At 36.6% G+C, this 14,299-nt stretch carries 6 protein-coding genes; all 6 read left to right on the forward strand.

What is annotated here, in order from left to right; all coding sequences use genetic code 11:
- Window positions 1–637: 637 nt before the first annotated feature.
- On the forward strand, window positions 638–1,996 hold the full coding sequence (locus tag ACHRWY_RS15260) for a sugar porter family MFS transporter (protein WP_395355791.1): 1,359 nt from the start codon (window positions 638–640) through the stop codon (window positions 1,994–1,996).
- Window positions 1,959–3,566, forward strand: coding sequence for a glycoside hydrolase family 32 protein (locus tag ACHRWY_RS15265; RefSeq protein WP_395355792.1), 1,608 nt, complete (start codon window positions 1,959–1,961; stop codon window positions 3,564–3,566). The genes ACHRWY_RS15260 and ACHRWY_RS15265 overlap by 38 nt, the downstream gene beginning before the upstream one ends.
- A gap of 23 nt (window positions 3,567–3,589) precedes the next feature.
- Window positions 3,590–6,694 carry a SusC/RagA family TonB-linked outer membrane protein gene (locus ACHRWY_RS15270; RefSeq protein ID WP_395355793.1) on the forward strand — a complete coding sequence of 1,035 codons (3,105 nt, stop codon included), beginning with the start codon at window positions 3,590–3,592 and terminating at the stop codon, window positions 6,692–6,694.
- 22 nt (window positions 6,695–6,716) lie between these two features.
- Window positions 6,717–8,408 (forward strand): RagB/SusD family nutrient uptake outer membrane protein, encoded by a 1,692-nt coding sequence (locus ACHRWY_RS15275; protein WP_395355794.1) that lies wholly within the window; start codon window positions 6,717–6,719, stop codon window positions 8,406–8,408.
- Window positions 8,409–8,597: 189 nt separating this feature from the next.
- Entirely contained in the window at window positions 8,598–9,497 is a 900-nt protein-coding gene (locus ACHRWY_RS15280; protein ID WP_395355795.1) for a carbohydrate kinase family protein, read from the forward strand.
- Between the two features lie 389 nt (window positions 9,498–9,886).
- Complete coding sequence (locus ACHRWY_RS15285; RefSeq protein ID WP_395355796.1) at window positions 9,887–13,858, forward strand: two-component regulator propeller domain-containing protein; 3,972 nt, start codon at window positions 9,887–9,889, stop codon at window positions 13,856–13,858.
- Window positions 13,859–14,299 lie beyond the last annotated feature (441 nt).

Raw genomic sequence — 14,299 nt, forward strand, 5'->3', positions numbered from 1 at the left:
AGGCACTAAATATAGGTAGTAATAAGGAATCGGAATAAATCTAGCGTGCCGTAGGTACGCAATAGTTATGATTTTGTGGCGTACCTGCGGCACGCCAACGTATTTCTAATCTTTAATAACTGCCAATATTTAGTGCCTGGCGGCACATTTCAACTCTTAGTTCGCATTATTCACAATTATCAAAATAGCTTAACTTAATGACATTGAGCTTCAAATGGAGGTTAGAGAATTGATATTAAATAGGCTTTAGCCAAAATGTTCCGCTATATGGGCTAGATTCATTCTTGCTTTTATTTTATAACTTCAGCTTAAACCGGAACCGATTCAAAATGTAAAATTTATAATAAAATGTAAATTTTTTTGTACTTATAGTTTTTAACAACTTAGAACCTCAGAACCTTTGTTACTTTATGCCTTTTTTTAAATAATTTCATGTATCAATTTTGTACAAGATGTAACAAAATCGAAACTACACGGTTTTCGTAAATAAAATTTAATATATGTAAAGGCTTGTAAATAAATGTCTTGAGTTAAATATGTCAAACTATCAATAATTATAGAATTAAATTGTAACATCATTAAAAACAAGTTGTTTTTTTTGCGGATATCTTAGCAATAAGTTTTTAATACATCTACAATGAATAAGATATTGATTTGGTCTGTTACTGCTGCACTGGCAGGTTTTCTATTCGGTTTTGATACCGTAGTTATTTCTGGAGCTGATAAACAATTACAGCTTTTATGGCATTCATCTGATGCTTTTCACGGTTCTGTTGTTATGGCAATGGCACTTTGGGGAACTGTTATAGGAGCCATTTTTGGCGGAATTCCAACCAATAAAATAGGTCGTAAAAAAACATTGTTCTGGATCGGAATTTTGTATTTCATTTCAGCCATTGGCGCTGCTTTTGCAAACGATCCTTATGTATTTGCCGCTTTCAGGTTTATAGGCGGTTTAGGAGTTGGTGCTTCAACCATTGCCGCTCCGGCTTATGTGTCAGAAATCGCTCCGGCAGACAAACGCGGACGATTGGTAGCGCTGTATCAGTTCAATATTGTGTTAGGTATTTTAATTGCCTTTATATCCAATTACTTTTTAAAAGATATTGGAGAAAATGCATGGCGCTGGATGGTGGGAGTTCAGGCGATTCCATCTCTTATTTATATTCTTTTCATCCTTACAATTCCGGAAAGTCCAAGATGGTTATTGTCTAAAAACCGTGATGAGGAAGCCCGTAAAGTTTTGTTTCAAATTGATCCCACTGCAGATCTTGCCGCTATTATGGATGATTCCCGAGAAAACGGAGTTACCAAACATGAAAATATCTTCATGAAAAAATACCGTTTTCCGTTAATGCTGGCTTTTTTAATTGCCTTTTTCAATCAGTTTTCAGGAATCAATGCCTTTTTATATTATGCCCCAAGAATTTTTGAAGAAGCAGGTTTAGGACAAAATACCGCTTTACTAAGCAGCATCGGAATAGGGATTACGAATCTTATATTTACCTTAATCGGAGTAGCATTAATTGACAAATTAGGAAGAAAGTTGTTAATGTACATTGGCTCTGTGGGATATATTATTTCCCTTGGATTAGTCTCTGCTTCGTTTTACTACAATTGGGGGGGATTATCAGTACCTGTTTTCCTTTTCTTATTTATCGCTTCGCATGCCATTGGTCAGGGAGCTGTGATATGGGTTTTTATTTCAGAAATTTTTCCAAACCATATTCGTGCCTCAGGACAAGCTTTCGGGAGTTCTGTACACTGGGTTTTGGCGGCCATTATTCCATCTTTAATTCCGATGCTTTTTTCAGAAATCGGACCTGAAGTCGTATTCTTAATTTTTACGCTCATGATGGTGCTGCAATTAGTGTTTGTAGCGTTTATGATGCCGGAAACTAAAGGAATCTCCTTAGAAGTATTAAGTGAAAATCTAACCAGAAAAAATATCAAAAAACATGACATCAAAGAAACATCTGCCGCTGGCATTTTATAGTGCTGTATTATTATCGATAGGAGGCTGTAAACCGTATACGGCTGTTGCACAAACCACTGCTGTTTCAACAAGCAATGCTACAGAAGAAAAAATGTACCGTCCTAATTTTCATTTTACTCCAAAAAAAGGCTGGATGAATGATCCTAACGGAATGTTTTATGCCGATGGATATTATCATTTGTATTACCAGCATTATCCGGAGAAAAGTGTTTGGGGCCCGATGCATTGGGGACATGCGATTAGTAAGGATTTAATTAAATGGGAGGAACAGCCCATTGCTATTTATCCGGACAAAGACAAATATATCTTTTCAGGTAGCGCTGTTGTAGATATCCATAATACATCAGGTTTAGGTACCGGAAAAAAGGCTCCAATTGTAGCGATTTATACGCTGCACGATATGACCAAAGAAAAAGAAGAAAAGATTGATGTTGAACAGCAGGATATTGCATATTCGAATGACAATGGTTTTACATGGCAGAAATTTGAGGAAGGAAATCCTGTCATTAAAAACCCCGGAATTCGTGATTTTCGTGATCCAAAAGTAAATTGGGATGAGACCCATCAACAATGGATCATGGCTTTGGCAGCACAAGACCGTACACAGTTTTATGCCTCTAAAGATCTTAAAAACTGGAAGTATTTATCTGAGTTTGGAAAAAATATTGGAGCGCACGGAGGGGTTTGGGAATGTCCTGATTTCTTTGAGATCAAAGTAGAAGGCACTAATGAAACCAAATGGGTTTTAATTCAGAATCTGAATCCGGGAGGAGCAAACGGCGGTTCAGGAACGCAATACTTTATTGGTGATTTTGACGGAACAACTTTCACATTAGAATCTAATTTTGCTAAAAAAGTACAACAGGAAAAAACGGTCTGGCTCGATTACGGAAAAGATAATTATGCGGGAGTTACCTGGAATAATGTTCCTGCTGCAGACGGTCGCCGCTTATTTATCGGCTGGATGTCAAATTGGGATTATGCACAACAAGTTCCAACACAATCCTGGAGAAGCAGTACAACAATTGCGCGTGAACTTCAGATAATAAAAAAAGGAAACGATTATACTTTGATTAATAATCCTGTAAAAGAAATCAACAAATACATTGCTAAAACAATCACAGTAAAAAGCCTGAAAGGAAAAGGAAAATTAGCTGTTACCGAAGCAGGAAAAATTGATTTAACTAAGGCAATAATTAATTTCAGTATAAAAAATCTAAAACAGGATACATACACTTTTACACTTTCAAATGCAAGCGGAGAAGCGGTGACTTTTGGAATCAATACTACAGATCACTATTTATTCGTGGATCGTTCGAAATCAGGAAAAATTGATTTCTCAGAAAAATTTGCTTCAACAATTACCAAAGCAGCCTTAGACGGAAATCAAAAAGAAGGTGTTTTTAAAATCATTCTGGATAAAACGTCTATGGAGCTATTTTACAATAATGGAGAAAAAGTAATCACCGAAATCTTTTTCCCAAACCAGCCTTATACATCACTTTCTGTTTCTTCAAAGAGTGGGGTCGAGCTGAGCAACTTAGAAATTAACCAATTAAATATAAACTAACCTTAAAACCAAAACCACTAACTATGAAAACCAAACTCATTTATTTTCTATTCTTCTTTTTTCCCGTGCTGGTAATGACTGCACAGGAAACAGGAATAAAAGGAACCGTAATTTCGTCAGATGACGGAATGCCGCTTCCGGGAGCGACAGTACTTATTTCCGGAACCAATACAAGTACAGTAACAGATTTTGATGGAAATTTCTCTTTTCAGAATGTAGCCTCAGAGGCAAAGATTGTTGTTTCTTTTATCGGATACAGCCCGCAATCGATAGAAGTTAAGGGACAAAAAACATTCAATATCACTTTAAAAGTAGACAACAATCAGCTTAATGAAGTTGTTGTAACGGGATATTCCAAACAAAAGAAAACCGATATTACAGGAGCCGTTGCCGTTGTAAACATGAAAGAAGTGATGAAACAACCGGAACCGAACCCCATTAAAGCGCTGCAAGGAAGGGTGGCGGGGGTAAAAGTATCGTCTGATGGTTCTCCGAGTGGGGCCAATACAAAAGTAGTGATTCGTGGAGTAGGAACACTAAACAATACAGATCCTCTTTACGTAATTGACGGAATGCCAACAAAATCCGGAATGCACGAATTAAATCCAAATGACATTGAAACTATTCAGGTTTTAAAAGATGCTTCTTCGGCAAGTATTTATGGTTCCCGCGCGTCAAACGGAGTGATTATCATCACGACCAAAAAAGGAAAAGAAGGAAAAATGAGAATCAATTTTAGTACTTATAGTTCTTTTTCTAATTATTCAAAAAAGCTGGACGTACTCAATGCCAACCAATTTGGGCAGGCTTTGTGGCAGGCGAATATCAACGACGGATTAAATCCAAACAATAATAATTTACGGTATCAATTTGACTGGTCGGTAAATAACAACAAACCACAATTGAACCAGGTTTTGATTCCTGAATATCTGGATGCTGCTAAAACACTAAAATCTTCAGATACCAATTGGTACGATGCAGTTTCGCAAACGGGAGTAGCAAATTCGTATGATTTATCCGTTTCAAATGCATCAGATAAAGGAAATTACGTTTTTTCGTTGGGTTATTATGGAAATGATGGGGTTGTAAAAACGACTGACTTTGAAAGAATTTCTGCCAGAATGAACGGTTCTTATAAATATTTTGAAGGAAAATTGGTGATTGGAGAAAATTTCTCGATGACCCGTACCAGCGAAGTCACAGATCCGGGAGTTTTAGATCCTGCGCTTCGTGCTTTGCCAATAATTCCGGTACATACCGTTGACGGAAAAGGCTGGGGAGGACCAGTTGGCGGAATGAACGACAGGCAAAATCCGGTTAGGCTTCTGGAATATAACAAAGACAATAAATACGACTATTTGCGCCTTTTTGGAAATATGTATGCTGATCTAGAGATTATCAAAAACCTGCACATCAAAAGTAGTTTTGGTATCGATTACGGATCTTATAAAAAAAGAACCCTTCAAAGAAGTTACCAATCCGGTTATTTGCAAAACGATCAGTCATCCGTTACAATTGACCAGTCGGTAAGCGATAAATGGACCTGGACGAATACGGCTATTTACAGCTTGAATTTCGGAAAAAGTAATCTGAATATAATGGCAGGAACAGAGATGTATAAAGATGTCTATGATACCACAACCTTACGTAAAAATGACTTTTTAATTGAAACTCCTGATTATATGTATCCGGATGCAGGAACAGGGGAGTCTTTTACAAGCGGAACCTCGACAGTATATTCATTGCTTTCGTACTTTGGAAAAGTAGATTATGAATTTGATAATCGTTATTTACTTTCGGCTACCATTCGTCGTGACGGTTCGTCCCGTTTTGGTAAAAACAATCAATTCGGAACTTTTCCTGCAATTTCGGCAGGATGGAGAATCAGCAATGAAAACTTCATTAAAAATAATGCCCCTGTTTTCTCTGATTTAAAATTAAGAGCAGGATGGGGACAAACCGGAAATCAGGAAATCAGTAATACAGCTGTTTACAGTTTGTATCTGGCCAGTTATGCAGGCGGAAGCCCAACATGGGCCACTTCGTACGGTACGGCTTATGATCTTGCAGGAAATGGTAATGGGTTGCTTCCGTCCGGATTTATTGCCACGCAGTCCGGAAATGATGATTTGAAATGGGAAACCACTACACAAACCAACATAGGTTTGGATTTTGGATTATTCAAACAAAAATTAAGTGGTTCTGTAGATTATTATATCAAGAAAACAGATGATATTCTGGTTTTACCAGCTTATTTAGGTGTAATTGGCGAAGGTGGAAATCGCTGGGTAAATGGTGCTTCGATGCAAAACGAAGGATGGGAAGTTAGTTTAGGCTACCACGATGAAACCTCATTTGGACTAAAGTATGATATCTCGGCAAATGTTTCAGCCAACAAAAACAAGATTACAAAATTACCGGATGAAGTACGTAACAATTACGGAGGAGACGGATTAAACGACAATATTTTGGGTCGACCAATTAATTCTATGTATGGCTATGTTGCTGACGGATTGTTTCAAAACCAGAACGAAGTCGATAACTCGGCCATTCAGGAAGGAAAAGGCCCTGGAAGAATTCGCTACAAAGATTTAAACGGTGACGGAGTGATTACAGACAAAGACCGTACCTGGATCGGAAATCCAAATCCGGGATTGACTTATGGGTTTAATTTAGGATTAGGGTATAAAAACTGGGATTTCACCACTTTCTGGGAAGGAGCAAGTGATGTTGATGTCATTAATAATACCAAATACCAAACGGATTTCTGGAGTGTAGATGATGTAGGTTCCAATAAAGGGACACGTTTATTAAATGCGTGGTCTGTCGATAATCCTAATTCGACTATTCCGGCTCTTACGACTGTAGACAGAAATGCAGAATCCCGATTTTCGACTTATTATGTAGAAAACGGAAACTATCTTAAACTTCGTGTTTTGCAGGTAGGATACAGTTTGCCAAAAGAGGTATTGAAAAAAATGAATTTCGACAGCTTTAGATTGTACATCAGCGGTCAAAATTTACTGATCATTGATGCCAAAAGTTTCACTGGTGTAGATCCTGAAAATGCAGGATTTGGTTATCCGCAGCCAACGACTTTTACGGCTGGTCTTAATTTTACATTATAATAAAAGTTTAAATCGAAAAAAAATGAAAAAAATACTATATATAACAGCTTTTTTAGTGGTTGGGATGTTAGGTTCCTGTTCTGATTTTCTGGAAAATAATCCTCGTGGCGTCCTCTCAGAAGAAGATATTGTGACACCGCAATCAGTAGAAGGATTTATGAATGCGGCCTATGCACAATTAGGGAACGATCATTATGATTCACCTTACAGTTTATGGCCTTTTGGAAATGTGCGTTCTGATGATGCTTACAAGGGCGGAAGCGGAACTAATGACATTCAGGATTTCCATTTCTTCGAAGTTTCTAATAATATCCGATCTGATTTTGGCGAATTAGACAATTTCTGGTACATCAGTTATGTGGGGGTTTCGAGAGCGAATAAAGCCTTAAAAGCCTTAGAGCAAATTTCTGAAGCTGATTTTCCGTTGAAAAAAACGCGTATCGCTGAAATGCGTTTTTTAAGAGGTCATTTTTACTTTATGCTAAAAATTATGTTCAGAAATGTCCCTTATATCACAGAAGATATTCCGGTTGAGAATTACAAAACGATTTCAAACAAAGCTCTTTCAAACGAAGAACTCTGGAACAAAATTGCAGAAGATTTTCAGGCTGCAGCCGATGCTTTACCGGAAACACAGCCGCAAGTGGGGCGTGCAACCCAAAAAGCAGCTTATGCTTATTTGGCCAAAACACGCTTGTACCAGGCTTATACGCAAGATGAAACCTATAAGGTTACCGGAATCAACCAGCAGCATTTGCAGGAAGTAATTGCCGCTACGGATAAAGTAATTGGGAAAGCAAGTCTGGAACCTGATTTTGCCAATAACTTTTTGCCCGGTAATTTTGAAAATGGAGCAGAATCGATCTTCTCAATTCAGTTTTCAGACAACGACGGAACGTTATACGGAAGATTAAATTTCTCTGATGTACTTTCGACTCCGCAAGGCTTAGGATGTTGTGATTTTCATAAACCAAGTCAAAATTTAGTAAATGCTTTTAAAACAGGTGCAAATGGTTTACCGGAATTTGATACGTATAACAATCAGGATTTTGATTATAAAAATATAAATGCGACTACGGTCGATCCAAGATTGTATCATACCGTTGCAATGCCAGGCTTGCCTTACAAATATGATCCTGAATTTCTGTATGTAGAGGCATGGGTACGATCTCCGGGAACATACGGTTATTTTGCTTCATTAAAAGAAAATGTAGCACCAAGTTGCAGTTGCGTAGTCAATATTGACCCCTTTTACGGAAACTCAAAAAACAGAATCCAGATTCGTTATGCCGATGTGATTTTGATGCGTGCCGAAGCCCTGATTGAATTAGGAAGACAATCAGAAGCTTTGCCATTAATCAATCAGATAAGGGAACGTGCGGCGCAAAGTACAGGAAGATTAACGTATGTGAAAAACTTTAAAATCAATACGTATGTAGACGGAAGCAATTGCAACTGGACACAGGATTTTGCCCGTAAAGCACTGCGTTGGGAACGTCGTTTAGAATTGGCTATGGAAGGAAATCGTTTCTTCGATTTAGTGCGTTGGGGGGTTACTGATGAAGTACTGAATAAATTTTATAATGAAGAAAAAACAAAGCGTACCTATTATCAGGATGCTTTTTTTGATGCCCATAAAGAAGAGTATTGTCCAATTCCGTTAAAGCAAATTAATTTCAGCCAGGGAGTGTACAAACAAAATCCGGGTTATTAATTTTTTGTGAAACAATAAAGACGATGAAAAGTATTGTTGTATCTTACCGTAACGTAAAAATGAATTTACGAAATCCTATTTGCGAAAGAGACAAAAATAAAGGGTAGTGAACAGAAGGTGAAGGTTTTGCTGTCTTTAACCTTCTGATTAGACAACCGGAATAACATTAATATAAAAATAATTTTTAGCATGAATAACGGAAAAAACCTAAAAGCTGTAGCGTACGGAGAAGTACTTTGGGATGTTTTTGCCAATGAAAAAAAAATTGGTGGTGCACCATTAAATGTAGCTTTACGCATGAAAACACTAGGTTGCGACGTAGCGATGATTAGCTGTGTAGGAAATGACGACGACGGAAAGGCTATTATCAGTCAGGTAAAAAGTATGGGACTTGAAACAAATGCCATTATGCAATCAGAAAATTTCCCAACCGGATTGGTAAATGTTACCTTAAATGAGCGTGGTTCGGCTACTTACGAAATTACGTATCCGTCAGCCTGGGATAAAATAGTACTGAATGATTTGGCTAAAAAATTAGTAGCCGATGCCGATGTTTTGATCTACGGCAGTTTAGTTTGCAGAGACGAGATATCAAGAAAATCGCTGGAAGAATTGTTGCAAACCAAAGTTTATAAGGTTTTTGATGTCAATTTAAGAAAGCCACATTACTCTTATGAAATCCTGGAGCAACTCCTGCATTCCGCTAATTTTATCAAGTTTAATGACGAAGAATTGTTAGAAATTGCAGCAGCAATGCAGTCTCCTTTCACAGACTTAGAAGAGAATATGCATTTTATCGCAGAAAAAACAAAAGCAACTGCTATGTGTGTAACCAAAGGCAAACACGGCGCTTCGCTAATGTGGAAAGGACAACTCTATCATAACGATGGTTATCCTGTCGAAGTAGCCGATACAGTAGGAGCAGGGGACTCTTTTTTGGCAGCGCTAATCACTTCATTGCTAACCGGAAAAGACCCACAAACTGCAATTGATTTTGCTTGCGCGGTCGGTGCTTTGGTGGCTCAATCTCCAGGAGCAAATCCGATAATTTCAGCAGCTAAAATTGAAGAATTAATGCTAAAAGTCTAATTAAAATAATCCTGTTAAACAGTAGACCAAATAATGCCTGTAAATATTGATTACAGGCATTATTTTTATCAGGAAGAAATTAAATCACAATGCTTTTTACCGCTAGGGCTGTTAAAAATCTTAGTTTTTTACCGTTTTTGTGGTCTGGTTTTTAGTAAAAAAAAGGTTCGTAAGAATTGGTTTATTAAAAACAGATCATAACGATAAAATCCTATAAACATTGGGCTAAAGTAATTTTTGTCAGGGTAGTTTTGCTGAAAATCTATAAAATTAGTTTATAATTGTGCAACTTACCAAAAATCAAAAACACATTTACTTTGAAAGCTTTTGTTTTACATCTTATTCTACTATTTGGTTTTTCTACATTAAGTTTTTCACAAGATAACCCCGTGAAATTTCTTGATATTTCTGACGGTTTGTCTAACAATTCCGTTACGACAATTTTTCAGGACAGTGAGGGCTATATGTGGTTTGGAACCTACGATGGATTAAACCGATATGATGGCTATAATTTTAAAGTATTCCGAAACCGAATCAACGACAAAAAATCATTGCCTTTCAATACGATTTACAATATTGAGGGAGATTCCAAAAAAAACATTTGGGTGGGAGGTTCAAACGGAGTCTGTGTTTACAATAAAATAAATGGCACATTTCTTCCGGTAGAATATGCTTTTTCAAATGAAACCCCAAAACCCTTAAAAGATATTATCCATCAGATGCGCTCTGTTTCTGATAATCTCCTGTTAATTGCTTCTCAAAATCTAGGTTTAATCATTTTTGAAAATGGCTCTTTTACCGGAAAGCATATTCCGCTCAAAGTACCGGGAAACAGAATCACGGTTAATAATTATGACGCTATCGCCATTCAGGATAATAAAAAAAAGGGCAATTGCTGGGTTTTTGTTCGAAATGCCGGAATTTGCAGTTATAATTATAAAGCAAAAAGCCTAAAAGTTGTTTTCCCGCTTTTTCAGGAAGTAAAAGCGATGAAACTGGATCCTGACGGCAATCTTTTACTGGGAACAGATGAAGGGCTTTTTCTTTTTAATACCAAATCAGCTGCGCTATCCGAAAATTATTTTTCAACTAAATTAAGTGTTACCGACCTTCTTTTAGACAAGAAAAACGAAATCTGGATCACAACAGATGGCTCCGGAATCTATAAAGTCAGCGGTGTAAGCAAAAAAGCGATTCCGGCTAATGCGATACAGGACAATCAGCTTGCCAAAAGTAATTCGGTTTGGAGTTTGTACGAAGACAGATCCGGAAACAAATGGTTTGGTTCTTTGCGTGGCGGAATAAGCATGCTGAGCAACACGCCTAAATATTTTAAAAGCATAAAATACAATTCAAAAGATCTTGTCGAAAATTTTATTTTATCTTTTTGTGAAGATGAAAAAAACAATGTCTGGGTGGGTACAGACGGTGCGGGTTTAAAATATTGGGATAGAAAAAATAATACCTATACCAGTTACAACAACAAACTTTCGAGTAAATTTATTACCGGAATTGTACGGGATGATCATAACGAAATCTGGCTTTCGACCTGGGCTGGCGGTGTAAATAGAATCAATCCAAAAAATAATGTAGTAACGCAATATTCCTGTTACAATCCTTTTACGAAACAAATCGAGAAAAACATCTGGTTTGTGTACAAAGATTCAAAAGCAAATATCTGGGCAAGTGCTACAAACGAAGGGTCTTTGTATCTTTTTGATCGCCCGAAAAATAACTTTACCCTTTTTGACCGATCTATCAATAACTTACAATGTCTTACAGAAACCAGTGATGGAAAACTTTGGGGAGGAAATTACACGTCATTATTTTCTATTGAAAAGGCAACCAAAAAAAGCACAAAAACAAACATCGGAAATCCTGTTCGTTGCATTCATGAAGACAAGGATAAAAACCTTTGGTTAGGAACTCAGGAAGGTGGTTTGTTGTTGTTTGACCGAAAAACAAATACTTTCAAAAGACTTACAACAGACGATGGTTTGCCTTCGAATACCATTTTACGATTACTGGAAGACAAAGAAGGAAATCTCTGGATGAGTACTTACAACGGTATTTGCAGATACGATAAAAAGAGAAAAACATTCCGTAATTTCTCTGTAAATGATGGTTTGCAAAGCAATCAGTTTAGCTTTAATGCCGGATTGAAATTGTCTTCGGGGGCATTTTTGTTTGGAGGAATAAATGGTTTTAATGCCTTTTTTCCAGAAGCCATAAAGGGATTCAATCAGAAAAATAATGTATTGTTATCTGATTTTTACGTCAACAACCAGCCGATTGAAGAAAGCAAAACCGACTTAGAATGGGAGTCAGGGACAATTAAAGAAGTAAACCTGCCTTATGATCAAACTACTTTATCGCTCGAGTTTGTGGCTTTGGATTATAATAATGCCGACAAAATCAATTATGCCTATTATCTGGAAGGCTGGGACGAACAATGGAATTATGTGGGTCAGGCACGAAAAGCCAATTATGCCCGACTAACAGAAGGGAAATATGTTTTTAAGGTCAAAACTACCAATTTTAAAGGAGGCTGGAACAAAGAAGTAAGTCTTATTTCGATAGAAGTTTTACCGCCATGGTACAGAACATGGTGGGCGTATGCCTTGTATTTGTTAGCAGGTATTGGAGCTATTTTTGCCTATCTGGAATACCATAAAAACAAAGAAAAATTAAAATATAAAGTCAAGATTGCCGAATTAGAAAGTAAGAAGGAAAAGGAAATTGCCGAAAAACAATCGTCGATGTTTACCTATATTTCGCATGAGTTTAGAACACCGCTTTCGCTAATTATAAATCCCTTAAAAAAAGCGGTTCAGAAAGAAAGTGTTCAAAACGGATCTTCGGGCAGTGATCTCGCCATTGCACATCGAAATGCCCGACGATTGTTGAGTCTGGTGGATCAGTTATTACTTTTTAGAAAAGCAGAAAATGATGCCGATTCATTGCGACTGTCTCCTATAAACGTCAATACACTTTGCAATGAAGTCTATCAGTGTTTTGTCAATCAGGCAAAAGATAAAAATATTCAGTACAATTTTGAGATTCCGGACCATGAAATTGTGATCATTGGCGATTATGAGAAAATTGAAATCTCCCTGTTTAATTTAATGTCAAATGCCTTTAAATATACGCCAATTGGAGGAATAATTAATCTTAAACTAGCAGAAAATGATCATGAAGTCCAATTAGAAATTTCAGATAGTGGTGACGGGATTGATAAAAAAGATATTGAGGTAATTTTTGAAAAATTCAGGCAGGTAAAATCAAAAGTATCCATTGGGACCGGTTTCGGAATCGGCCTTTACATTGTGAAGTATTTTGTGGATAAACACAAAGGAAGCGTAACCTGTACAAGTGAAATTGGCAAGGGAAGTACTTTTAAACTGACTTTCCTTAAAGGAAACAGTCATTTTGATCCTGTTGAAATTTTAAATGAAATCCCGCAAAGAAGTCAGTTGTTTGATGAATTGATTATAGATGATTCCGAAGAAAATAATCCGGTTTCCAATCCTTCCATTTCTGAAAATGATTTCCAGAAAATCATGCTTACAGATAAACGAACAGTTTTAATAATTGATGATAATGTAGAAATAAGAGCCTATCTGATCAAACTATTCTCCGACAATTATATAGTGTATAGCGCAGAAAATGGTCAGGAAGGTTTGAAACTGACTAAAAAACACATGCCGGATCTGGTCATTAGTGACATTACCATGGAAGAAATGGATGGCTTGGAATTGTGCCGAAAAATAAAAGAAAACAACGCCTTATCTCACATTCCGGTTATACTATTAACAGCATCTAAGAATCCCGAAACCCATCTTCAGGGAATCAATGACGGAGCTGATGACTATATCACCAAACCTTTTGATGATGATATATTGGTCGCACGTGTAGATTCATTGCTAAGAAACCGCAATAATTTACGTACTTATTTTCTGGATAGTATTACACTTAAAGAGAATACCCAAAAAGTACCTCAGGAATATCAGGAAATCTTAAAGAAATGCATTGATATTGTCGAAGCCAATATTCACAAAAGAGATTTTACGATTAAAAACTTTGCCCTCGAAATGGGGATGAGCCACAGAACGTTGTATACCAAAATTAAAATCATTTCCGGGCAGACCTTAAATGCTTTTATACGTTCAGTAAGAATCAGAAGAGCCGCGATGCTCATGCTTACTGAAGATATCAATATCGCACAGGCCAGTGCCGAAGTTGGTTTTGAAGATCCTAAATATTTCAGACAACAGTTTGTAAAACTTTTCGGGATGACGCCTTCAGAATACATCAAAAAGTACAAGAGTTCTTTCAACTCAGATTTGAATATCATCAAATAACCACTACTGTATCCTAACAGGTTTCTAAAACCTGTTAGGTATAAATTCAAATCTAATGAAGTAGTTGAAACTATTCAAAAGGTATCTGCCCCCAAAAAGCTCTTCTAACTCAGACCTAAATGTTATTGAAATAAGGACAATTAATTTTTTATTCCCAAAAGCGCAAGTGTTTAAATCCTGAAAATTTGTTTAAAATAATAATTGCGTATAATATAAAAATAAGCCGTTATTTTTTCGTACTCTTTAATTTTAAGTCTAAAATAATAGTTAATTACAATTTTGACCTCCTTTTTTTTCCATTTTACCCCTCCTTAAACTTTTAAACTAGACATTACTTTGCACTTATAGTAATACGTTGGTTGTATGACAATCCTGTTAGTAATGTGTATTTTATGATAAGTTTTTATCTGATTAAAAGAATTGAGCCTTCTTTTAAATGAA

The sequence above is a fragment of the Flavobacterium sp. FlaQc-48 genome, assembly GCF_044007335.1.
Lineage (GTDB): Bacteria > Bacteroidota > Bacteroidia > Flavobacteriales > Flavobacteriaceae > Flavobacterium.

Coding starts and splice junctions, on each gene's coding strand:
- ACHRWY_RS15260 (WP_395355791.1), top strand. CDS start 638: ATGAATAAGATATTGATTTGGTCTGTTACTGCTGCACTGGCAGGTTTT.
- ACHRWY_RS15265 (WP_395355792.1), top strand. CDS start 1,959: ATGACATCAAAGAAACATCTGCCGCTGGCATTTTATAGTGCTGTATTA.
- ACHRWY_RS15270 (WP_395355793.1), top strand. CDS start 3,590: ATGAAAACCAAACTCATTTATTTTCTATTCTTCTTTTTTCCCGTGCTG.
- ACHRWY_RS15275 (WP_395355794.1), top strand. CDS start 6,717: ATGAAAAAAATACTATATATAACAGCTTTTTTAGTGGTTGGGATGTTA.
- ACHRWY_RS15280 (WP_395355795.1), top strand. CDS start 8,598: ATGAATAACGGAAAAAACCTAAAAGCTGTAGCGTACGGAGAAGTACTT.